The sequence below is a fragment of the Isoptericola sp. NPDC019571 genome (assembly GCF_044389385.1).
Classification (GTDB): domain Bacteria; phylum Actinomycetota; class Actinomycetes; order Actinomycetales; family Cellulomonadaceae; genus Isoptericola; species Isoptericola nanjingensis.
This window is the reverse complement of sequence record NZ_JBIRXZ010000006.1, coordinates 190,653-212,215: the sequence shown is the minus strand read 5'-3', so window position 1 is coordinate 212,215 and position 21,563 is coordinate 190,653. Positions and strand designations below refer to the sequence as shown.

Annotated in this window: 24 protein-coding genes; 13 read left to right on the top strand and 11 right to left on the bottom strand. The window is 74.8% G+C overall.

The window, feature by feature from the left end:
- Positions 1-49: 49 nt before the first annotated feature.
- From ACH443_RS12985 to ACH443_RS12960, 6 genes are read right to left on the bottom strand one after another with little or no spacing between them, the layout of a single operon-like run.
- Complete coding sequence (locus ACH443_RS12985) at positions 50-1,438, bottom strand: hypothetical protein (RefSeq protein ID WP_430590540.1); 1,389 nt, start codon at positions 1,436-1,438, stop codon at positions 50-52.
- Positions 1,435-2,013, bottom strand: a complete 579-nt coding sequence (locus ACH443_RS12980; protein ID WP_430557939.1) for an RNA polymerase sigma factor — start codon at positions 2,011-2,013, stop codon at positions 1,435-1,437. Before ACH443_RS12980 ends, ACH443_RS12985 begins: the two co-directional genes overlap by 4 nt.
- A 49-nt stretch (positions 2,014-2,062) precedes the next feature.
- Complete coding sequence (locus tag ACH443_RS12975) at positions 2,063-2,527, bottom strand: universal stress protein (RefSeq protein ID WP_430590539.1); 465 nt, start codon at positions 2,525-2,527, stop codon at positions 2,063-2,065.
- A complete protein-coding gene (locus tag ACH443_RS12970) occupies positions 2,524-4,104 on the bottom strand; it encodes a tripartite tricarboxylate transporter permease (RefSeq protein WP_430590538.1) in 1,581 nt (526 codons plus the stop codon). Before ACH443_RS12970 ends, ACH443_RS12975 begins: the two co-directional genes overlap by 4 nt.
- A 7-nt stretch (positions 4,105-4,111) precedes the next feature.
- Positions 4,112-4,657, bottom strand: a complete 546-nt coding sequence (locus tag ACH443_RS12965; protein WP_430557936.1) for a tripartite tricarboxylate transporter TctB family protein — start codon at positions 4,655-4,657, stop codon at positions 4,112-4,114.
- The gene (locus ACH443_RS12960; protein WP_430557935.1) at positions 4,654-5,664 is read right to left on the bottom strand and encodes a Bug family tripartite tricarboxylate transporter substrate binding protein; all 1,011 of its coding nucleotides are present in this window, start codon (positions 5,662-5,664) and stop codon (positions 4,654-4,656) included. The genes ACH443_RS12965 and ACH443_RS12960 overlap by 4 nt, the downstream gene beginning before the upstream one ends.
- A 108-nt stretch (positions 5,665-5,772) precedes the next feature.
- On the opposite strand from ACH443_RS12960, the gene ACH443_RS12955 reads away from it, so the two are divergent.
- Together ACH443_RS12955 and ACH443_RS12950 are read left to right on the top strand one after the other, a co-directional pair.
- Positions 5,773-7,506, top strand: coding sequence for an ATP-binding protein (locus ACH443_RS12955; RefSeq protein WP_430590537.1), 1,734 nt, complete (start codon positions 5,773-5,775; stop codon positions 7,504-7,506).
- Entirely contained in the window at positions 7,503-8,201 is a 699-nt protein-coding gene (locus ACH443_RS12950; protein ID WP_430557933.1) for a response regulator, read from the top strand. The genes ACH443_RS12955 and ACH443_RS12950 overlap by 4 nt, the downstream gene beginning before the upstream one ends.
- Positions 8,202-8,252: 51 nt before the next feature.
- Here the strand turns inward: ACH443_RS12950 and ACH443_RS12945 are convergent, their stop codons facing one another.
- Genes ACH443_RS12945 through ACH443_RS12935 form a run of 3 tightly spaced genes read right to left on the bottom strand, consistent with a single transcriptional unit; the run spans position 8,253 to position 10,823 of the window.
- Positions 8,253-9,260 (bottom strand): hypothetical protein, encoded by a 1,008-nt coding sequence (locus ACH443_RS12945; RefSeq protein ID WP_430590536.1) that lies wholly within the window; start codon positions 9,258-9,260, stop codon positions 8,253-8,255.
- Entirely contained in the window at positions 9,260-9,880 is a 621-nt protein-coding gene (locus ACH443_RS12940) for an RNA polymerase sigma factor (RefSeq protein ID WP_430590535.1), read from the bottom strand. Before ACH443_RS12940 ends, ACH443_RS12945 begins: the two co-directional genes overlap by 1 nt.
- 52 nt (positions 9,881-9,932) lie before the next feature.
- Entirely contained in the window at positions 9,933-10,823 is an 891-nt protein-coding gene (locus ACH443_RS12935) for a LysR family transcriptional regulator (RefSeq protein WP_430590534.1), read from the bottom strand.
- 72 nt (positions 10,824-10,895) lie between these two features.
- On the opposite strand from ACH443_RS12935, the gene ACH443_RS12930 reads away from it, so the two are divergent.
- Positions 10,896-12,161, top strand: a complete 1,266-nt coding sequence (locus ACH443_RS12930; protein ID WP_430590533.1) for an MFS transporter — start codon at positions 10,896-10,898, stop codon at positions 12,159-12,161.
- On the opposite strand, the gene ACH443_RS12925 is transcribed toward ACH443_RS12930, so the two are convergent.
- Complete coding sequence (locus ACH443_RS12925; RefSeq protein WP_429766436.1) at positions 12,151-12,534, bottom strand: winged helix-turn-helix transcriptional regulator; 384 nt, start codon at positions 12,532-12,534, stop codon at positions 12,151-12,153. The two genes, ACH443_RS12930 and ACH443_RS12925, sit on opposite strands and share 11 nt — an antisense overlap.
- A 79-nt stretch (positions 12,535-12,613) precedes the next feature.
- Between ACH443_RS12925 and ACH443_RS12920 the strand changes: the two genes are divergently transcribed.
- The 4 genes from ACH443_RS12920 (at position 12,614) to ACH443_RS12905 (ending at position 15,016) form a co-directional block, all read left to right on the top strand.
- Complete coding sequence (locus tag ACH443_RS12920; protein ID WP_429766438.1) at positions 12,614-13,024, top strand: RidA family protein; 411 nt, start codon at positions 12,614-12,616, stop codon at positions 13,022-13,024.
- Positions 13,025-13,071: 47 nt separating this feature from the next.
- The gene (locus tag ACH443_RS12915; RefSeq protein ID WP_430590532.1) at positions 13,072-13,749 is read left to right on the top strand and encodes a histidine phosphatase family protein; all 678 of its coding nucleotides are present in this window, start codon (positions 13,072-13,074) and stop codon (positions 13,747-13,749) included.
- A gap of 93 nt (positions 13,750-13,842) precedes the next feature.
- Positions 13,843-14,319 (top strand): GNAT family N-acetyltransferase, encoded by a 477-nt coding sequence (locus tag ACH443_RS12910; RefSeq protein ID WP_430590531.1) that lies wholly within the window; start codon positions 13,843-13,845, stop codon positions 14,317-14,319.
- A gap of 43 nt (positions 14,320-14,362) precedes the next feature.
- On the top strand, positions 14,363-15,016 hold the full coding sequence (locus ACH443_RS12905; protein WP_430590530.1) for a flavin reductase family protein: 654 nt from the start codon (positions 14,363-14,365) through the stop codon (positions 15,014-15,016).
- Positions 15,017-15,031: 15 nt separating this feature from the next.
- Here the strand turns inward: ACH443_RS12905 and ACH443_RS12900 are convergent, their stop codons facing one another.
- A complete protein-coding gene (locus ACH443_RS12900) occupies positions 15,032-15,679 on the bottom strand; it encodes a hypothetical protein (RefSeq protein ID WP_430590529.1) in 648 nt (215 codons plus the stop codon).
- A gap of 94 nt (positions 15,680-15,773) precedes the next feature.
- Between ACH443_RS12900 and ACH443_RS12895 the strand changes: the two genes are divergently transcribed.
- From ACH443_RS12895 to ACH443_RS12870, 6 genes are all read left to right on the top strand, one after another.
- On the top strand, positions 15,774-16,724 hold the full coding sequence (locus tag ACH443_RS12895; RefSeq protein ID WP_429766445.1) for a cold-shock protein: 951 nt from the start codon (positions 15,774-15,776) through the stop codon (positions 16,722-16,724).
- A gap of 215 nt (positions 16,725-16,939) precedes the next feature.
- Complete coding sequence (gene dnaK, locus ACH443_RS12890; RefSeq protein ID WP_429766447.1) at positions 16,940-18,823, top strand: molecular chaperone DnaK; 1,884 nt, start codon at positions 16,940-16,942, stop codon at positions 18,821-18,823.
- Positions 18,820-19,455, top strand: coding sequence for a nucleotide exchange factor GrpE (grpE, locus tag ACH443_RS12885; RefSeq protein ID WP_430590528.1), 636 nt, complete (start codon positions 18,820-18,822; stop codon positions 19,453-19,455). Before dnaK ends, grpE begins: the two co-directional genes overlap by 4 nt.
- Positions 19,456-19,559: 104 nt before the next feature.
- Complete coding sequence (locus ACH443_RS12880; RefSeq protein WP_430557924.1) at positions 19,560-20,567, top strand: DnaJ C-terminal domain-containing protein; 1,008 nt, start codon at positions 19,560-19,562, stop codon at positions 20,565-20,567.
- Positions 20,568-20,637: 70 nt separating this feature from the next.
- On the top strand, positions 20,638-21,063 hold the full coding sequence (locus tag ACH443_RS12875; protein WP_429766453.1) for a heat shock protein transcriptional repressor HspR: 426 nt from the start codon (positions 20,638-20,640) through the stop codon (positions 21,061-21,063).
- Between the two features lie 166 nt (positions 21,064-21,229).
- A complete protein-coding gene (locus ACH443_RS12870) occupies positions 21,230-21,538 on the top strand; it encodes a DUF1540 domain-containing protein (protein ID WP_429766455.1) in 309 nt (102 codons plus the stop codon).
- Positions 21,539-21,563 lie beyond the last annotated feature (25 nt).

The window sequence follows — 21,563 nt, the reverse complement described above, 5'->3', positions numbered from 1 at the left end:
CCGTTACTGAGCCGTTACCGGCGCGCACGGCCCGCGCGGCCGGGGGCCGTCAGGGAAAGACAGGGGCGTCGCCGAGGGGCTCGTCGTCGGCGTCGTACCAGGTCATGGTGGCGCCGTCCCAAGGCCCCTCGTCCGCCTCGCCCGCGGTCGTCGGGTCGACGAGGTCGGCGCTCCAGGCCACCCAGTACCCGTCCGTCACCGGCGCGACGAGACGGGTGCCGTCCGCGGTCCGCACCTCGACGCGGGCGACGTCTTCGCCTGCGAGACCGACGAGCTGAGCCCCCACGCCGCCAGCGGATCCAGAGACAGCGAAGGCCCAGTCCGGAGCCGGTCGGTCTTCGGGGAGAGTGGATCCCGAGGTGACCAGCGGCGTGTACGGGGCCTCGGCCTCCTGCACGCAGCTGGTGAGCGCACCGCTCGCTCGGTCCGCGGCCATCGTGACGCCATAGTCCCCGCGCCGGTCGTCGACGACGGTCTCGTAGCCGCGCCAGCCGGGGACACAGGCGGTGCGTCGCTGACCGGCGAAGTCTCCGCGGGCGTCCCACGCCGAGAGCAGCGGCGCCGACCGGGACGTGCCGTCCGCGAGGTGCCACGTGAGCGTGATGCTCGCCCCTTCAGGAATCTCGCCCGGCGCGAGGAACACCGACCAGAAGCCGTCGTTCAACCGTGCTTCGGTGAGCATGCCGAGGCCGTTCTCCTCGCGGAACGAGCGGTCCACGGACTCGTCCCACTCGGCATGCAGGTCGACTGACCTGACGTCCCCGCCCGTCGTGCCCCACAGCACGGACCAGCCGTACGGGTCGACGTTCGTTCCGGCAGGCAGGATCTCGTCCCGACCTGGAGGGTCGTCCGGTCCGGCGGGCCACGACCCCATCGTGCTCGTGGTCCCCCCGTGGCCCCGGGACTCGGCGCAGAACCCCGACAGCTCCCCGCCGTCGGTGCGCAGGAGAGTGACGTCGGAACTCTCGTCCGACTGGTACGCGATCGTCTGCCAGCGCAGGTCGGCGACGAGTCCCTCGGGCACCACCGACGCCGTGAGGTTCGCGGCGCACGACTCCTCGGGTGACGCCGGACCGGGAGCGGGCCGCGGCGTCAGCACCAGCCCGACGGCGACGACGCCGACGACGCCGGCGGCGGCCGCGCCGAGCTGCACGCGCCGACGCCGGTGCTCGCGGGCGGTGCGGCCCCGGCGGAGCGGCACGACGACGTCGTCGTCGACCAGGGGGAGCGGGAAGTCGCCGTCGGCGTCGTCGTGACGGCTGGACCGGGCGTGGTCGAGGTCGAGGACGTGCGCGTCGCCGACGCGTCGGCTGCGGGTAGGACCGGTACCGTCGACGGCCGCGTCGAGGGCAGCGCGGGCGGCGTCGAGCCGCTCGGGGTCGGGCGAGGCGGTGGGGGCGAGGCGGGCGAGCCGCTCGTCCAGCTCTGCGGGGCTCATGCGGACCTCCTCGTGGACGCGGTGGAGCGGAGGGCGGTGGTCGCGGCGGCGGGCGTGCCGTCGGCGGAACCGGCCAGCCGCCGTCGGGCACGGTGCAGTCGGACGTGGAAGGCCGCCGTGCTGCAGCCGGCGACGTCGGCCGCGTCGGTCGGTGCGAGGCCGTCCCACGCGACGAGGAGGATTGCCTCCCGCTCCCGCTCGCCGAGGCGGGCGAGGCCGCGCAGCAGGGTGTCGCGCTCGACGACGAGGGCCTCGGGGGCGGCCTCCGGCAGGGGAGCGGAGGCCGCGAGGCCGGCGAGCTCGTCGTCGAGCGTGCGACGGCGCCGCGCGGCCCGGTGCGCGTTGCGCACGAGGTTGCGTGCCACGACCAGCAGCCACGGCAGCGCCGGGTCGGGGACGTCGTCGAGGCGGCGCCACGCGACGAGGAACGTCTCGGAGAGCACGTCCTGCGCGGTGTCCGGGTCGGTGTGCCGCCACAGGTACGCCTGGACACGGACGGCGTGCGCGCCCCACAGCGCGGACAGCCGTTCGCGCCGTGCGGCTGCGCCGTCGGGAGCGTCGTCGGGGGTGCTCACACGACGTAGTGTCCCGGCCGGGCGGCGACTTACACGCGATCTCGAGCCGTCAGGCGGGCCGCTCCCCGGGCTTCACGGCGAGCACGGGGCACGCGGCGGTGAGCAGGATGCGCTGCGCGACGGAGCCCATGAGCAGCTTGCCGACGGGGCTGCGGTGCCGCAGCCCCACGACGACGAGGCGCGCGGACAGCTCGGCCGCGACATCGAGCACCTGCTCCGCGACGTCGCGCCCCATCTCCTGCCGCACGACGTGCGGCAGCCCGGTGCCCCGCAGCCGCTCGGCGAGGTCGGCGAGCCCGCCGGGGGCGGCGAACCGCTCGTCCACCAAGGCGTCGCCGCGGGTGCCGTTGACGACGGCGACTCCGCGCCCGCCCGCGGCGGCACCCTCGGCGGCCCAGGCGATCGCGTGCTCCAGCGCGGCGTCGCCGAACTCGTCGGGCGTCCAGGCCACCACCACCCAGCCGTCGGCCGGGGGCGGGGTCTGCTCCTGCACCGGTTCCTGCGCGGCGGTCATCGGGCGCTCCCTTCGGTCACGGTCTCGTCCGCCTCCTGCATGTCCGCCTCCGCGGCGATCCGCGACTCGGTCCTGTTCCGCCACCGCGACAGCAGCGGTCGCGTCAGCAGCACCAGCGCCAGCACCGCGTAGATGGCGATGGCGAGCGGCTCGCTCCACAGGATGGCGGGGTCGCCGCCGGAGATGGTGAGCGCCTCGCGCAGCTTGGTCTCCATGAGCGGCCCGAGGATGACGCCGAGGATCAGCGGCAGCACGGGCAGCCCGAACCGGCGCATCGCCATCCCGAGCAGGCCGAACACCAGCAGCAGCGCGATGTCGAACGGGTCGAGGTTGGTGGCGTAGGCGCCCAGGCAGGCGAAGAACAGGATGCCCGCGTACAGCTGGGGCCGCGGGATGCGCAGCAGCCGCGCCCACAGCGGCGCGAGCGGCAGGTTGAGCACGAGCAGCAGCAGGTTGCCGATCAGCAGGCTGGCGAGCAGCGTCCACACCATGTCGGCGTGCTCGGTCATGAGCTGCGGGCCGGGCTGGATGCCGTACCCCTGCAGCGCGGACAGCATCACGGACGCCGTCGCCGTCACGGGCAGGCCGAGCGCCAGCATCGGCACGAGCATGCCCGCGGCCGACGCGTTGTTCGCGGCCTCCGGACCGGCGACGCCCTCGATGGCGCCCCGGCCGAACTCGTCCTTGGCGTCCGCCCGCCGCTTGGCCACGCCGCGCTTCGCCAGGCTGCGCTCGGTGACGAACGACAGGAACGTCGGCAGCTCGGCGCCGCCCGCGGGCAGCGCGCCGAACGGGAACCCGTACGCGGTGCCGCGCAGCCAGGGCTTCCAGGAGCGCTTCAGGTCCGCGCGCCCCAGCCACGGCTGACCGACCGGCACGACGCGGGCGGGCTTGCGCCGCAGGTGCGCCGCCACCCACAGGGCCTCGCCGAGGGCGAAGATGCCGACGGCCACCACGACGATGTCGAGGCGGTCCACGAGCTGCGTGACGCCGAACGTCAGGCGCGGCTGCCCGGTGTTGAGGTCCAGCCCCACCAGGCCGATCGTGAGGCCGACGAACAGTGACATGAGACCGCGCAGCGGGCTCGCGCCCAGCACGGTCGCGGTCATGACCAGGGCCAGCACCATGAGCGCGAAGTACGACGGCGCGCCGATCTCGACGGCGACGTCGGCCAGCGCGGGCGCGAACATCGCGACGAGCAGCGTGCCGATCGTGCCGGCCACGAACGACCCGACGGCGGCCGTCGCCAGTGCCTGCGCGCCCCGCCCGGCGCGGGCCATGAGGTTGCCCTCGAGCGCCGTCATCACGGACGCGGACTCGCCGGGCGTGTTGAGCAGGATCGACGTCGTCGACCCGCCGTACATGCCGCCGTAGTACAGGCCGGCGAACATGATGAACGCCTGCGTGGGCTCCAGCCCGAACGTCACGGGCAGCAGCAGCGCGATCGCCATCGCCGGCCCGATGCCGGGCAGCACGCCGACGAACGTGCCGAGCAGCACGCCCACCGCGGCGTACAGCAGGTTCATGGGGGTGAGGGCGGCGGCGAGGCCGTCCGCCAGCAGTCCGAGGTTGTCCATCAGAGCCTCACAGGATCCCGTCGAGGACGCCGGGGGTGAGCGGGATGCCCAGCCCGACGACGAAGCCGTACCAGCTGGCCACGGCGAGCACGAGGCCCACCAGCACGTCGCGGATCACCGTGCGGCTGCCGAGCGCCCACGCCGACCCGGCGAAGAGGATGGCGCCCGCGAGCGCCCACCCGAGCCAGCTCACGGTGGCGACGGTCAGCAGGATGACGCCGACCAGCTTCAGCACCGTGGGCCAGTCGGCGGGCGTGGTGACGTCGACGTCCTCGCCGGCCTCCGGCTCGGGGCGCGACCCCCGCGCCGTCGCCACGGCCAGCAGGATGCTCGTCACGGCCAGGCCGGCGCCGATGACGAGAGGGAAGACGCGCGGCCCCACGGGGTCGGCGAAGCCCACCTCGAGTTGGATGGCGTCGTAGACCGTGTAGGCGCCGACGACGAGCAGCACGGCCGCCAGCCCGTACTGGGCGGCGTCGACGCGCGGGGTGCCCGCGCCTCGTGGCTCCTCGCCGGCCGGCCCCGCGTCGGGGGTCTCCACCTCGGTGCTCACAGCAGGTTCAGCTCCTTCAGGGTGGTCGACACCCGCTCGTCCTGCTCGCGCAGGAACCGCTCGAAGTCGTCGCCGGTGGTGAAGGCGTCGGTCCAGCCGTTGTCGGCCAGGGCCTGCTCCCACTCGGGCGAGTCGTGCATGCGGGTGAGGTAGTCGACGAGCCGGTCGCGCGCCTCGTCGCTGATGCCGGGCGGGGCGACGACGCCGCGCCAGTTGGTGAAGACGAGGTCGATGCCGGACTCGGTGAGGGTCGGGACGTCGGCGAAGGCGTCCCCGGCGACGCGCTCCTCGCCGGAGACGGCGAGCACGCGCAGCTCGCCCGCCTCGATCTGCCCCTCGAACTCGGCGAGGCCGGAGAACCCGACCTGGATCTTGTGCCCCAGCAGGGCGCTGGTCAGCGGCCCGCCGCCGTCGTAGGACACGTACCGCAGGTCCTTCGGGTCGACGCCGGTCGCCTTCGCGAGCTGCATGGGGAACAGGTGATCGGGGCCGCCGGGCGACGACCCGCCGCCCACGACCACGGAGCCCGGGTCGTCCTCCCACGCGGCGACGAGGTCGTCGATGGTGTCGAACGGCGAGTCCGCGGGGACGAGCACGCCCTCCTGCTCCTCGATGAGCTGGGCGATCGGCGTCGCGTCGTGGGGGCGGGCGTCCACGCCGAACGAGTACGTGGAACCGACCACGCCGAGCCCGAGCGTCATGAGGAGCCGCTCGTTGCCGGCCTCGCCCATGAGGCGCGACATGGCGACCGAGCCGCCCGCGCCGAGGATGTTGGTGACCTGGATGTCGCCGCCGGTGATGCCGTCGCGGTCCAGGACGCCGACGGCGGCGCGGCCGGTCTGGTCGTAGCCGCCGCCGGGGCTGTTGGGGATCCACATGTCGAGGTCGGTCGAGTCGTCGCCGCGCGTGACCCCGCAGGCGGCGGTCACGGCGACCAGGGCGGTCGCCAGGGTCGCGGCGACGGCGGCGCGCAGGCCGCGTCGTCGGCGGGATGTCGTCGTCGACACCGGGTACTCCAGACTGTCGGTGCTGCGGGGCGGCTGTGCCCCGGGTGAGATCGTCACAGGTGACCGCCCGGCGCGTCATCATTGGGCAACCAAAGGAGGTTGTGGAACTTGCGGTCACGACGTTCGCGCGGCACCCGGCGGCACCTGACGCTCGGCGGTCAGGTGCTCGCGCTCCAGCTCGCCGTGCTGCTCGTCGTCGTCGCGGCGGCCGCCGTCGTCTTCCTGGGGCAGGCCGACGCCGCGTTCCGCGACGACCGCGCGGACCGCCTCGAGGTGGCGGCGGAGGGCCTGGCGGGCATCCCGGCGGTGCAGGCGACGCTCGCCGCCGACGCGCCCGACACGCAGGCCCTCGCGTTCTACCTGCAGAGCCGCGCGGCGTACGTCGACGCCCGCAACGCCTACCTCACCGACCCCGAGGGCCGGATCCTCGTCGCCACGGACCCGACCCGCCGCGGCGAGCGTCTCGACCTGCCCGACGACGCCGCCGCGCGCGCCGGCAGCGGCGACGTCGACGACGTGGCGGGGCGGTCGATCGCGGCGTGGGTGCCGGTGTACGGCGGCAGCGACCCGGTGCCGCAGCCGCGCGCGCCCGAGCCGGTCGCCGTCGTCGTGCTGGCCGACCCGTACCCGCCGCTGACGGAACGGCTCTCGGACGCCGGCGGCGACGTGCTCGTGGTGCTCGGCATCGGCACCGCGCTCGCGGCGGCCGGGTCGTGGCTGCTGGCGCGCCTCGTCAAGCGGCGCACGCGCGGCCTGGAGCCGGCCCAGATCGCGGCGCTCGCGGACCACCGCGAGGGCGTGCTGCGCTCGATCCGCGAGGGCGTCGTCGTGGTGGGCGACGACGGCCGGGTGAGCCTCATGAGCGACAGCGCCCGGGAGCTGCTCGGCCTCGTCGGGCCGGTCGGAGGGGCTGGCGACGCGCTCGACCCGACGGGCCGCCGCCTGGAGGACCTGGGCCTCGACCCCGCCGTCCTGGACCTGCTGCAGGGCACCGACGAGGTGCACGACGCCGTCCTGGTCGCGGGCGACACCGTGCTCGTTCTCAACCGGCGCCGCGTGCTGCACGACGGCCGCCCGGCCGGCACGGTGACCACGCTGCGGGACCGCACCGAGCTGCTGGCGCTGCAGAGCGAGCTGCACGCGCGCGAGAGCGTCACGGAGACGCTGCGCGCGCAGACGCACGAGTTCAGCAACCAGCTGCACACCGTCTCCGGGCTGATCGAGCTGGGGGAGTACGACGAGGTGGGGCGGTTCGTGGAGCGGCTCACGCGGCGGCGGGCCGACCTGAGCGACGTCGTGACGACGCGCGTCGCCGACCCGGCGGTGGCGGCGCTGCTCATCGCCAAGGCGACGCTCGCGGACGAGCGGCACGTGGAGCTCGTCGTCGACCCGGGCAGCGCGCTGCCGCGCCTCGACCCGGACCTGTCCGCGGACGTCGGCACCGTGCTCGGCAACCTCGTGGACAACGCCGTCGACGCCGCGGCCTGGGCCGCGGGCCCCGACGCGCACGGCGTCACGGCGCCCGCCATGGTCCGGGTGCGCCTGGCGCTGGACGGGCCGGCGCACGACGTCCTCGTCGAGGTCGCGGACACCGGGCCCGGCGTGCCGCCCGAGCAGGCCGACGCGATCTTCCGGCGCGGGTGGAGCACCAAGCCGCACGGCGCGACCGGCCGCGGCGTGGGGCTCGCGCTCGTGCACGTGCTGGTGCAGCGCCGCGGCGGGCGGGTGACGGTGCACAATGGCGACGCCCCGGCCGGGGAGGGCGGCGCCGTGTTCATCGCACGGCTGCCGCGGGCCGTCGCGGGCACCGGACGGACCGATCAGGGGGTGCAGCAGGCGTGAGCCTCGACGTGCTGGTGGTGGAGGACGACTTCATGGTCGCGTCCATCCACCGCCGCTTCGTGGAGCGGGTCCCCGGGTTCCGGGTGGTCGGCGAGGCGCACTCGGGCGCCGACGCGCTCGCCGCCGTCGAGGCCCTGCACCCCGACCTCGTCCTGCTCGACGTGCACCTGCCGGACATGAGCGGCATCGAGGTGCTGCGGCGCCTGCGGGCGGCGGGCCACGACCTCGGCGTCGTCGTCATCACCGCCGCCCGTGAGGCCGACACCGTGCGTGCCGCCGCGGCCGGTGGGGCGGCGCACTACCTCGTCAAGCCGTTCGCGTCCGACGACCTCACGGCGCGCCTGCAGGAGTTCCGCCGCGCCCGCGCGGCGCTGGAGGGGCTGGACGACGACGGCGCCGCCGGCAGCCCGGCCGAGATCCAGGCCGACATCGACGCCGTCTTCGCCCGCCCGCCGCAGGCGGCCGCGCCGCGCGATCCCCTGCCCAAGGGCCTCAGCCAGGAGACCGCCGACGTCGTGCTCGCCGCGCTCGCGGACGGCGCGGAGCTCAGCGCCACCGAGTGCGCCGACGCCGTCGGCGTCAGCCGGGTCAGCGCCCGCCGCTACCTGGAGCACTTCGCGACGACGGGGCGCGCCGCGGTGCGCCTCAACTACGGCACGGCGGGGCGCCCCGAGCGCCGATACCGGCTGCGCTGAGCCGGCAGCGGCGCCCGCCGGGCGTCAGAGGAGCGGACGCCCGGCGACCGATCAGGAGCCCGAGCCCGGCCCGTACACGAACGCCTCGGTCGTGCCGCCCTCGACGAGGTCCACGCGGGCGCACGAGGCGCCGTCGTCGACCACCTCGGTCGTCGGCACCTCGTACTCCATGTCCGCGTACACCTCGTCGACGACGGCACGGGCCTCGTCGAGCGAGACGCACTCGTCCACGATCCGCTCGCGCAGGGCGTCGATCGCCGGGTCGTCGCCGGGCCCGTGGAGCCGCTCGAACGGGTCCTCGGACGCGAAGAGCTCCACCTGCCGGTCCCCGACGGACACCTCGCCGTCGGAGCACGGCGGCGCGGCGCCGGGCACCGCGTCGGGCGCCGGCTCGGACTCCGGCGTGACCACCGTCCAGTCCTGCAGGCCGAGCCGCTCGATCTCGCCCTGCGCCCAGGCGGCGGCCTCGGGGACCGTGCGGCACCCGCTCCTGCCGCCGTCGACCGTGTCGGCCACGCTCCGCTGGAGCTCGACGACACCGCGGTCGACCGCCTGCGTGCCCTCCAGCCGCTGCACGCCCTCGGGCACCTGGTCGGCGGGAGCCACGATCGTCTGGCCGTCCCACGCGAACGCGACGGGGTCCTCGATCGGGGGCAGCCCCTCCTCGGCGAGCAGCGTGGTGCAGTCGGCGTAGGGGTCGCCGGTGATCCACGAGCCGGCGGCGTCGAGGTGCAGCCCCTCGGGGGCGTCCGCGTTCCAGACGTGCACGCACGCGACGCCCTCGCCGCTGGAGCCCTGGAACGCCTGGATCGCCGCGTACGCGACGCCGCCCCCGGTGAGGACGGCGGCCAGGCCGATCGCCACCGCGCCTCGGCGCCCGAGCCGTCGTCGACGGGGGAGCGGGTCGTCGGCGGTGGGGAGGGTCGGCGCGGTTGCGCCGTCGGTGCTCGTCATGGTGATCTCCTCGCGCAGGGCGGCGAACGCCGCCTCGTCCACGGCGTCGAGGGGGGCTCGGCGGGCGGGGTCCGCGGCGCCCAGCCGCTTCATCAGGTCGCTCATCACGCCTCCTCGGTTCCGGGGCGGGCTGGTGCCCACCCGCTGATCACCTGTCCGGCCGCGTCGGTGCGTTGCACGGCCGGCTCGGTGCGCCGCACGCGGGGGACGTCGTCCGCCGCGGCGAGCGAGGCGAGCTGGTCGGCCAGCCGCCGTCGTGCGCGGTGCAGCCGGACGCGCACCGTGGCGCGGGAGACGCCGAGCACGAGGGCGATCTCGTCCCGCGCCAGCTCCTCCCAGGCGACCAGTCGCAGCAGCTCCTGGTCGTCGTCGCCGAGGCGCGCGAGCGCCCGCTCGACGTCGCTGACGTCCTCGTCGGACGGCGGCGGCACCGCCTCGACGACCTCGGCCCGCAGGCGGTCGGCGAGGGCGAGGCGGCGCCGGGTCCCGCGGTGGAGGTTCGCGAGGACGCGGCGCGCGACGCCGAACATCCACGGCCGCGCGTCGGTCCCGGAGGGGACGTCCTCGATGCGTCGCCAGGCGACCAGGAACGCCTCGGCGACGACGTCGGCGGCGTCCGCGGGGTCGGCGACGCGCCGCACCGCGTAGGCGAGCAGCGGGCGGTGGGTGGCCTCGAAGAGCGCGGTGAAGCGCGCCTCGTGGTCGGGCGGTTCGGGGGCTGGCATCGGTGGCCCTTCGGCAGGGAGGCGGTGACGACGGTGTCATGTCCGGCTCGGGTCAGGGCGTTGCAGGCCCTTCCGGCGACCGGTCGTCGCCCAGCACGCGCGCCGTGATGCGGGGCAGCGCGTCCGCCAGCGCGGCGGGCCGCGGGGTGCGGGTGACGAGCGTGACGCGCACGGTCCCGGGCACCGGGGACGGCACGACCCGGTCGCCCGGCGCGGCGTACCAGCGGGCGGTGAGCTCGGGCATGAGCGCGGGGCAGCCCAGCTCGCGCGCGATGCGGAGGGTGGCCTCGGTGGTGGGGCCGCGGCGCGGGACGGCGCCCAGCGCGGACAGCCGCCGGTGGGTGGCCTCGCCGGCCAGGTCGATGAGGCTGTAGACGACGGTGCGGCCCGCGAACGGCCGGCTCCCGGCGGCGAGCGGCGCGACGCCGTCCGGCAGCACGACCACCCGCGGCGACTCGCCCAGCGGGGTGCGCTGGAGGCCGCGCGGCACCGCCATCTGCTCCGCGACGGTGACGATCGCGGCGTCCAGCGTGCCCTCGTGCACCTGCCGCACGAGGTTCGGGCCGTGGTCGACCTCCGGCAGGATCGTGACCTCGGGCAGCTCGAGCTCGACGGCCGTGAGCACCATCGGGCTGAGGGCCTGGATGGTGCCGACCGACAGGGTCGGCGCGGCGACGGCGGCGAGCACCTGGTCGGGCAGGGCGTCCAGGTCGGCCAGCAGCCCCGCGGCCAGGCGGGCGAGCTCACGGCCGGCCGGGGTGGGCCGGGCGCCGGTGGTGTCGCGGTCGAACAACAGCGTGCCGAGCCGGCGCTCCAGGGCGGACAGGCGCCGGCTCGCGGACGGCTGCGCGACGAGCAGCTCGCGGGCGGCCGCGCCCACCGAGCCGTGCCGCGCGACCGCCTCGGCGAGCTGCAGGTCGTCCACCGTCAGACGGGAGGTCATGCCTCCAGCGTATGAGCGAGCTGCCCGCGACGCCGTCTACCGGCGTCGGCCTCGGCCGCCGAGGATCGAGGCATGCGCCGTCCCCTGCTGATCCTCACCGCGATCACCTTCGTCACCTGGGTGGGTGCGCGGATCACGGCCGTCGCGCTGCCGCTCGTGGCGCTCGCCGAGACGGGGGAGGCGTGGGCCACCGGCCTCGTCGGGGGCATGTCGGGGCTGCCGCTGCTGACGGTCGGCTGGTGGGGCCGCGGGCTGCGCGAGCGGCTCGTGTCCGGGCGGGCGCTCGCCGTCGTCATGCTGGTGCAGATCGCGGGGCTCGCGATCGTGCCGGTCGCGGCGCTCGTCGGCCACGTGGGAGCGGTCAGCCTGTGCGGGTCCGGCCTCGTGACCGGCGTCGCCGGCGCGCTGCTCGGCCCTGCGGAGCGCGCGCTCGTCGCCGACCTCGCGGACGCCGGACGCCGTGATGCTGAGGCGCGCGAGGCGGGCGGCGCGACGGCCGCCCGGTGGCTCGCGTGGCAGGACCTCGCGCACCGGGTGTCGATGATCTTCGCGCCGCCCCTGGGAGCGTGGCTGGTCGTGGCGTGGGGCGCGGAGCCGCTGCTGTGGTGCCAGGCCGCGGTCGTGCTCGCGGCGGCCGCGGCCATGCTGGGAGTCCCGCGGGCGGACGGCCGCGCCCCGGCGCGGGGCGAGGCGGCGCGGGGCGAGGCGGAGCCGACGGCGGTGCTCGCGGTCCTGCGCGCGCACCCGCAGGTCGCGGCGGGCATCGTCGCGGCGGGCGTCGGCGGGCTGTGCTGGTTCGGCTTCAGCCTCGGGCTGGCCGTCCTCGGCGTGGAGCACGGGATGCCCGGCGCGCTCGTCGCGGCGGGGATGAGCGGTTACGGCGCGACGTCGGTCGCCGCGTCGCTGGCGGCGCCGCTGGTCGTCGACCGGCTGCCGCGCCTCGCGACGGCGGTCGGGGCGTGGGCGGTGCTCGGCCTGTCGTTCGCGGCGCTCCCGGCGGTGGTGCCGAGCGTGGTGGGGGTCGCGCTCGTGTCCGCCGTCGGCGGCCTGGCGACGCCGTTCGGGATCGCCGCGCTCAACGCGCTGATCAGCGAGCAGACCTCCGGGCCCGAGCGGCGCGCGGCGTTCACCGCCGAGACCGTGCTGCACTCGGGCGGCGCCTCGCTGGGGCTGCTCGTGGGCGGCGCGGTCATCGGGTGGGTCGGCGCCGGGCCGGTGCTCGTCGCCGTGGGCGCGGTGCAGGTCCTCGTCGGCGGCGTCGGGCTGGTGGCGTCCCGGGCCCTCGGCGCCGGCGGGCGGACGACGGCCGAGGCGCCGGCCGCCGCCGTCAGCGGCTGAGCGACGCCGTGTCCGGCCCGGTCCCGTCGAAGGCCGCCCGCGCCGTCTCGACGTCGGGCAGGACGGACGTGGACCAGGCCAGCAGCGCGTCCACGAGGTCCTGGAGCGTGCTGCCCAGCGCCGAGACGCGGTACTCGACGGCGACCGGGCGGGAGCTGAGGAGGTTCCGCTCGACCATGCCGTTGCGCTCGAGCCGCCGGAGCGTCGCGGTGAGCGACTTCTGCGTCACGGCGGGGACGCTGCGGCGCAGCTCGTTGAACCGCTGCGGGCGTTCGCAGAGGGACTCGAGCACCTGCAGCGACCACTTGTCGAGCACCTGGTCGAGGAGCTCACGGTGGGCGGGCGTCAGGGCGGCGGGGGTGGTCTCGTGCACGACACCTAGTCTCGTTGAAGTGGCCTGAGGCGACCAGGTAGACATCAGATACCTGCCCGCACCACCGGAAGGACCCGCCATGACCGTCGACCTCCGCACCCCGCCCGGCATGCTCCAGCCCGTCCCGTACCACCACGTCGCCGTCGGCACCGGCACCCGCCACGTGCACGTGGCCGGGCAGGTCGCCCGCGACGCCGAGGGGCGGCCTGTGGCCGCCGACGACCTGGCCGGGCAGGTCGCGCAGGCGCTCCGCAGCACGGCCCGGGGTCTTGCCGGGGCGGGGGCAGGGTTCGCCGACGTCGTCCGGCTGCGGTTCTTCGCCGTCCGCTGGCACCCCGACAAGTACGGCGACCTGCTGGCCGGGATCGAGCGGGTGGCCGAGGAGCTCGGCATCCCGCAGCCCTGGCCGCCCGTGTCGCTCCTCGGCATCGACTCCCTCTTCGAGCCGGACGTGCTCGTGGAGGTCGAGGCGTACGCCGTCCTGGACTGACGGTGGGCGCCGCCCGCGGGCCCGCGTCCCTCTGACAGGGTGGAGGCATGCGTCTCCTCCTGCTGCGACACGGCCAGACCCCCTCCAACGTGGCGGGCCTGCTCGACACCGGCGCCCCCGGCCCCGGGCTGACCCCGCTGGGCGAGCAGCAGGCCGCCGCCGTGCCCGTCGCCCTGCAGGGGCGGCGGATCGACGCTCTCGCGGTGTCGTCGCTGGTGCGGACGTCGTACACCGCCGGCCCGCTGGCCACCGACCGCGACCTGCGCCCCACGGTGCTCGACGGGCTGCGCGAGGTCGAGGCCGGCGCCCTCGAGATGTCGTCCGACCTGGCCGACCACCACACCTACCTCGAGACGGTGTTCGCCTGGTCACGCGGCGACCGGTCGCGGCGCATGCCCGGCGGGCCCGACGGGCATGCGTTCCTCGCCCGGTTCGACGACGCGGTCGCGGCGCTCATGTCCCTCGGTCGCGAGGCCCGCGACCACGGCGTCGTCCTCGCCGTCTCGCACGGCGCCGCCATCCGCGCGTGGTCGGGCGCGCGTGTCCGCGGGCTCGACGTCGAGGAGCTGGCGCACACCCCGCTCGCCAACACCGGCCTCATCGAGGTCGAGGGCGACCCGGCGTCCGGCTGGCGGCTCGTGGACTGGCGGCGCGAGCCCGTCGGCGGCGCGCAGCTCGACGCCGTCGTCGCGCACGACCCGACAGGAGAGCCGGTCGACGACTGAACGGCGGCCACGGCGTGGTGCCCGGTGTCGTGTCCCGGCCCTGAGCGGACACCAGGGACGACGTCGACGCGGGAACGGTGCCAGCATGCGTCCATGACGACGGTGACGCTGCGCCCGATGACCCCGGCCGAGTTCGACGAGTGGCAGGACGCCCTGGCGGCGGACTACGCGGCGGAGCAGGTCGCCGCGGGCCGCTGGCCGTACGAGGGCGCGGTGCGGCGGGCCCGCGACGAGTCCGCAGCGCTCCTGCCGCAGGGGCCGGCGACCGAACGGATGCTCGTCCGCCTCGCCGTCGACGCCGACGGCGAGCCGGTCGGGCGCTCCTGGGTGGCGCTGGACCCGCCGCACGGGACGGCGGGGATCGCGTTCCTCTACGACATCGAGGTCGTCGAGTCGCGACGGGGCCAGGGCCTGGGGCGCGCGCTGCTGGAGGCGACGGAGGACGCCGCCCGGCAGGCGGGCGCCACCGCGCTGGAGCTGAACGTCTTCGGCCGCAACGCCGCCGCCGTCGCGCTGTACGACTCCGCCGGGTACGCCGTCGTCACGCAGCAGATGCGCAAGGCGCTCTGACGGTTCGGCGGGGGCCGAAGCGTCCCGCCCCGACGCTGGGGGCATGAGCCAGACCGCCGCTGCCTCCGTGCGAGACCCCGGGCCCCAGGGCGCCCCGTCGTCGCACGTGACCATCGACCCACCGGTGCTGTACGTCGGCACCCCGATCGCGCTGGTCACCACGACCAGCCCCGACGGGTCGGCGAACATCGGCCCGATGTCGTCGGCCTGGACGCTGGGGCGCACGGTCGTGCTGGGCTGGGGCGCCGGCTCGCAGACGCTCGCGAACCTCGAGCGCGAGGGGGAGTGCGTGGTCAACTTCCCGCACGCCGACCGCTGGTCGCAGGTGGAGGCGATCGCGTTGCTCAGCGGCAGCGACCCGCTCCCGCCGCACAAGGAGGGCCGCTTCCGCAGCGCGGGGGACAAGTGGACACCGGGCGGCTTCACCGCGCAGCCGTCCACGCTGGTGCGCCCGCCGCGCATCGCCGAGTGCGCGATCCAGTGCGAGGCGGAGGTGCAGGCGGTCCACGCCCCCGCGGGTCCTGACGGCGAGGACTTCCGCATCGTCGAGGTCTACGTGCGCGCGGTCCACGCGGACCGGGCCGTCGTGGACACCGTCACCGGGCACGTCGACACGGACGCGTGGTCGCCGGCCCTCTACGTGTTCCGCGAGTACTTCGGTACCGGCGCCCGCCTCGGGCGGACCCGGCGCCGCTGACCGTTCCCGGCCGGGTCAGCCGCCCCGGGTGCCGGCCTCGCCGCCGACCGCGGCCACCAGGTGCGCCGCCACGGCGGCGGCGTTGGCGCGCAGGACGTCGGCTGGCACGTCGGGCAGGTTCTCCGCCCAGTCCAGCAGCGGCGACCCGCGGAGCTGCAGCACCCGGGCGGGCCTGCCGAGGAACGCCAGGTGCAGGTGCGCCCCGCCGTCGCCCCACTTGGCGAGCTGCACGCGGCCCACGCTCGGCAGCGCCTCGACGGCGGCCGACACCGCGACGATCAGCTGCCCCATCTCGGCCGCGAGGTCCGCGGGCACCGACGGCAGGTCGCAGTGCGTGGCGACGGGCACCAGGGTGAGGAACACGGGCAGGCTCTGCGCGAGGTCCGCCGTGAGCACCCACCGCTCGTTGCGCCAGACCCAGCCCTCGAACCGGGCCGTCCGTTCCTCGGGGGTCCCGGCGCACCAGCAGTCGGCGGGATCCTCGCCGCGCCGCGGCGGCTCGGCGTCGGCCAGCGGGCGCAGGGGCTTCATCCGGAGGGAGTCCGCCTCGTACGGGTAGATGTCCCAGCCGGGCATCTCCTCGACGGCGACCGGCAGCCGCCCGTCCGGGCCGGTCTGCGCGGCGACGCGGGCGTAGTACTCCTCGGCGGACTCGGGGTGCATGGGGCGATCCCACCACAGGCCCGGCGATTCTTGCCGTGACCGTTCTCCGCGCGACACTGGGGGGAGCACTATCTGCCAAGACGAGGAGTACCAGGTGCCCCAGGGAACAGTCCGATGGTTCGACGCCGACCGCGGGTTCGGCTTCATCGACCTCGGGAACGAGGCCGAGGACCTCTTCGTGCACGCGTCCGAGATCGTCGGCGAGGACGGGCCGAAGCAGCTCCGCGAGGGGCAGACCGTGGAGTTCGAGGTGGGCGAGGGCGACCGTGGCCCGCAGGCGCGACGCGTCCGGGTCACGGGCGACCGGGCCGCCGACGCCCCGGTGGGCGTGCTCGGCACCGTGAACTGGTACGAGCCGACCAAGGGGTACGGCTTCGTCACGCCCGACGACGGCGGCGTCGAGATCTTCGTGCACAGCTCGGCGATCGTCGGGGGCGGGGTGATCGCGGAGGGCCAGCGGGTCGCGTTCATGGTCGTCGAGGGGGAGAAGGGTCCGCAGGCGGACCACCTGCTGCCGCTCGCGTCGGAAGCGGCGCGGCCGGCCTCCGACGGCGGGGACGGCACCGTCTCCTGGTTCGACGACACCAAGGGCTTCGGGTTCATCGCTCCTGACGCGGGCGGCGCGGACCTCTTCGTCCACGTCAACGCGCTCGGCCCGGGCTTGAGCTCGCTGGCCGAGGGCGCGCGCGTGACGTTCGACGTCGTCGACGGCGACAAGGGGCCGAACGCCCGCGACGTGCGGCTCGTGCGCGGCTCCGGGGGCGCGCACGGGGCCACCGGGCGTGACCGTGACCGGGGGGACCGTGGCCGGTCGGGCCGTCCCGCGGCGTCCGGCGGTCCGGTGCGCGGCGGTGAGGGCACCGTCGCGCGCTACGACGCGGACCGCGGCTTCGGCTTCATCACCCCCGACGCGGGGGGCGCGGATCTGTTCGTGCACGTGTCGGTCGTGCAGGGCGGCGAGTACCTGGAAGAGGGCGACCGGGTCCGGTTCAAGGTGCGCCAGAGCGACCGCGGGCCGCAGGCCGACCGCGTCGAGCTGATCTGAGCGCGAGCCGGCCGGAGCATCCGCCCCGCTGTTCGCTCACAGCGAACAGCGGGGTCTGCCTGCGGGAATATCGACGCCCCGAGCAAGGTTGAGCCAAGCAGACTCAACTTTGGCGCCCGCGGTTTGCGAGGCGGGGAGGCCGAGATTTACGTTGAGTGCAGTTGACTCAACCTCGGGTGCACAGGCGCCCGGACGTACGCATGGAGGCAGCACACATGGCTCGAGCAGTCGGTATCGACCTGGGTACCACCAACTCGGTGGTCGCCGTCCTGGAGGGCGGCGAGCCCACCGTCATCGCGAACGCGGAGGGGTCGCGCACGACGCCGTCCGTCGTCGCGTTCTCCAAGACCGGCGAGGTCCTCGTCGGTGAGGTGGCCAAGCGTCAGGCGGTCACCAACGTCGACCGCACCATCTCGTCGGTCAAGCGCCACATGGGCACCGACTGGTCGGTCGAGATCGACGACAAGAAGTACACCGCGCAGGAGATCTCCGCGCGCGTGCTCGGCAAGCTCAAGCGCGACGCCGAGGAGTACCTGGGCGAGCCCGTCACCGACGCGGTCATCACCGTCCCGGCGTACTTCAACGACGCCGAGCGCCAGGCGACCAAGGACGCCGGCCAGATCGCGGGCCTCAACGTGACCCGCATCGTCAACGAGCCCACCGCGGCGGCTCTCGCCTACGGCCTGGAGAAGGGCAAGGAGGACGAGCTCATCCTGGTCTTCGACCTGGGCGGCGGCACGTTCGACGTCTCGCTCCTCGAGGTCGGCAAGGACGAGGACGACTTCTCCACCATCCAGGTGCGCGCCACGTCCGGCGACAACCGCCTCGGCGGCGACGACTGGGACCAGCGCATCGTGGACCACCTCATCAAGCAGGTGAAGAACAGCGCGGGCGTCGACCTGTCCAAGGACAAGATCGCCCTGCAGCGTCTGCGTGAGGCGGCCGAGCAGGCCAAGAAGGAGCTCTCGTCCGCGACGAGCACCAGCATCTCGATGCAGTACCTGTCGATGAGCGAGAACGGCCCCGTCCACCTGGACGAGAAGCTCACGCGGGCGCAGTTCCAGCAGATGACGCAGGACCTCATCGACCGCACCAAGGCGCCGTTCCACGCGGTCATCCGCGACGCCGGCATCTCGGTCTCCGACATCGACCACGTCGTGCTGGTGGGTGGTTCCACCCGCATGCCGGCCGTGACCGAGGTCGTCAAGGAGCTCACCGGTGGTCGCGAGCCCAACAAGGGCGTCAACCCGGACGAGGTCGTCGCCGTGGGCGCGGCCCTGCAGGCCGGCGTCATCGGCGGCGAGCGCAAGGACGTGCTGCTCATCGACGTCACCCCGCTGTCCCTCGGCATCGAGACCAAGGGCGGCGTGATGACCAAGCTCATCGAGCGCAACACGGCCATCCCGACCAAGCGCAGCGAGATCTTCTCCACGGCGGAGGACAACCAGCCGTCCGTGGCGATCCAGGTCTTCCAGGGCGAGCGCGAGTTCACCCGCGACAACAAGCCGCTGGGCACGTTCGAGCTCACCGGCATCGCCCCGGCGCCGCGCGGCGTCCCGCAGATCGAGGTCACCTTCGACATCGACGCGAACGGCATCGTGCACGTGTCCGCCAAGGACCGCGGCACGGGCACCGAGCAGTCGATGAAGATCACCGGCGGGTCGGCCCTCCCCAAGGAGGACATCGACCGCATGGTGAAGGACGCCGAGGAGCACGCCGCCGAGGACAAGAAGCGTCGCGAGGAGGCGGAGACCCGCAACCAGGCCGAGGCCTTCGCGTACTCGATGGAGAAGCAGATCGCGGACAACCGCGACAAGCTCCCCGCCGAGGTCGTGACCGAGGTCGAGGCCGACATCGCCGGCGTCAAGACCGCCCTGGAGGGCGAGGACGCCGACGCGGTGAAGGCCGCGTACGAGAAGCTCGGCGCGTCCTCGCAGAAGATCGGCCAGGCGCTCTACGCCACGGCCGAGCAGGAGCAGGCCGCGGGCGACACCCCGGCGGCGGAGGACGACGCGGCCGCTGCCGCGGGCGCGACGTCCGCCCCCGACGAGGACGTGGTCGACGCCGAGATCGTCGACGACGAGGACGACAAGAAGTGACGGACGAGAACACGCAGGGGACCCCCGAGCCCGAGGGCTCGGGGGAGACCCCGTTCAGCTTCACGGACAAGCGGAAGGTCGACCCGACGTCCGGGGAGGCCCGGGAGGCGTCCCGCGCCGCCGGCGACCAGGGCGAGCCCGAGGGCGTCGACCCGCTCGCGGCGCTCGACTTCGAGCCCGAGGGCGAGGCCGCCGAGAGCGCCGAGGTCCTGGCGGCCAAGGCCGAGGCGGCCCAGCACCTGGATGCGCTGCAGCGCGAGCGGGCGTCGTTCACGAACTACCGCAACCGGTCGCTGCGCGACCAGGAGGCGGCGCGGACCCAGGGCACGCAGGACGTGCTCGCCGCGCTGCTGCCGGTGCTCGACGACATCGAGCGCGCCAAGCAGCACGCCGAGCTGAGCGGGCCCATGGCGGCCATCGCGGAGAAGCTCGACGCGTCGCTGGCGAGGTTCGGCATCGAGCGGTTCGGCGCGGTCGGGGAGGAGTTCGACCCCAACGTCCACGAGGCGCTCATGCACAACGTGGACCCCGAGGCGACGGTGACCACCGTCGCGATGGTGGTCGAGCCCGGCTACCGCATCGGCGACCGGGTCGTCCGCGCCGCCCGCGTGGGCGTCGTCGGCCCCGAGTGACACCATCCGCGAGATCGACCTGCCCGTCGTGAGACCGACCTGCCCAGGGTCGATCTCACGACGGGCGGGTCGATCTCGCGGACAATGACAGGAAGGAGGGCGTCGTGACAGGTCAGGACTGGATCGAGAAGGACTTCTACTCCGCTCTCGGCGTCCCCAAGGACGCGGACGACGCGGCCATCAAGAAGGCGTACCGCAAGCTCGCGCGCCAGTACCACCCGGACCAGAACCCGGGAGACGCGTCGGCGGAGGCGAAGTTCAAGGAGATCGGCGAGGCGTACGCCGTGCTGTCCGACTCCGAGCAGCGCCAGCAGTACGACGCCGTGCGCGCCATGGCCGGCGGCGGCGCCCGCTTCGCGGCGGGCCCGGGCGGGGGCGGCGGCAACGGGTTCGAGGACGTCTTCGGCTCGATGTTCGGCGGCGGTGCCGGCCCGAACGTGCGCTACCAGCAGTACCCCCAGGGTGGTGCGGGCGGCGGGGGCTTCGAGGACATCCTCAGCTCCATGCTCGGCGGCCAGGGGGGCTTCCGCGGCGGCCGGCAGCGCGCCGGCTTCACCACGCCGCAGAAGGGCCCGGACGTCGCGGCCGAGACCACGCTGCCGTTCCGCACGGCGGTGGAGGGCGCCACCGTCGAGTTCACGGTGGACGGCCGCAAGGTCAAGACCAAGATCCCCGCCGGGGTGAACGACGGCCGCAAGCTGCGCATCCGCGGCAAGGGGCGCCCGGGCTCGGGCGGCGGCGACGCCGGCGACCTCGTGGTCACCGTGCACGTCGCGCCGCACCCGGTGTTCACGCTCGACGGCGCCAACCTGCGCATGACGGTCCCGGTGACGTTCGCGGAGGCCGCGCTGGGCACGACGGTCGAGGTGCCGACGCTCGACGGGCACACCGTGAAGCTCAAGGTGCCGGCCGGCACGCCCACCGGGCGGGTGCTGCGGGTCAAGGGCCGCGGCGTCAGGACCACGAAGGCGCAGGGCGACCTGCTGGTCACGGTCCAGGTGGCCGTGCCGCAGAAGCTCAGCAAGAAGGCGAAGGAGGCGCTCGAGGCGTTCGCCGCCGAGAGCGACCACGAGGACGTGCGGGCGGGGCTCGCGCAGCGCGCGGCGGAATGACGCCGCGGCGGGGCGCGGGCCGACCGGCCCGGGGCGGCACCGAGGAGCGGCACCGAGCGAGGAGGTAGCGATGGTCACCGAGGACGCGCCGGTGCTGACCGTGTCGCAGGCGGCCCGGCTCGCGGGCATGCACCCGCAGACGCTCCGGCAGTACGACCGCCTCGGGCTGGTCACGCCGCGCCGCACCGCCGGCCGCGGCCGGCGCTACTCCCAGCGCGACGTCGCACGGCTGCTCGAGGTGCAGCGCCTCGCGCAGGTGGAGGGCATCAACCTCGCCGGGATCCGGCGCATCCTCGACCTGCAGGAGCACGTCGCCCAGCTCGAGGGCCGGCTCGCGGCGCTCGCCCTGCAGCCCGGAGGGCGGGTGTTCACGGCCGGCACGACGGGCGACGTCGTCGTCGTGCGCCGCGGCCAGCGCGTGCGCCGCGCGGAGCGGGCCGACCTCGAGGCCGAGGAGGGCGCGCTGGTGCTGTGGCGCCCGCACCGCCGCGGCTGACGACTTTCCGCAACGCAATTCTTCGCTAATTCTCGGGGCAATGGGTAAGGCATTCCTTATTCGACCCGTCGCGAATTCGATCGCGCATTCACTGTGCAATTCCGTGCGAGAGGAATATCGTGGTCGAAGGCGGCGAGAGCCGGCGTCGAGCGGCGAGGAGCGCACCATGAGCACGCTGATGGAGATGCCCGAGGTCACCGAGTGCACGGTCGAGGGCTGCGGCTACAACCACGACCACGGCTGCCACGCCGGGGCGGTGACGATCGCGGGGCACAGCGGCGACGCGGCGTGCGCCACGTTCATCCCGCTGAGCTCCAAGGGCGGCCTCGAGAAGGTCGTCGCCCACGTGGGCGCCTGCCAGCGCGGCGACTGCGTCCACAACACCGACCTCGAGTGCGCGGCGTCGGCCATCCGCGTCGGCCCCGGCCCCGACGACGAGAGCCACGCCGACTGCCTCACGTACGCGCAGCAGTGACCCGATCCCCGGGACGCCCCTGGGG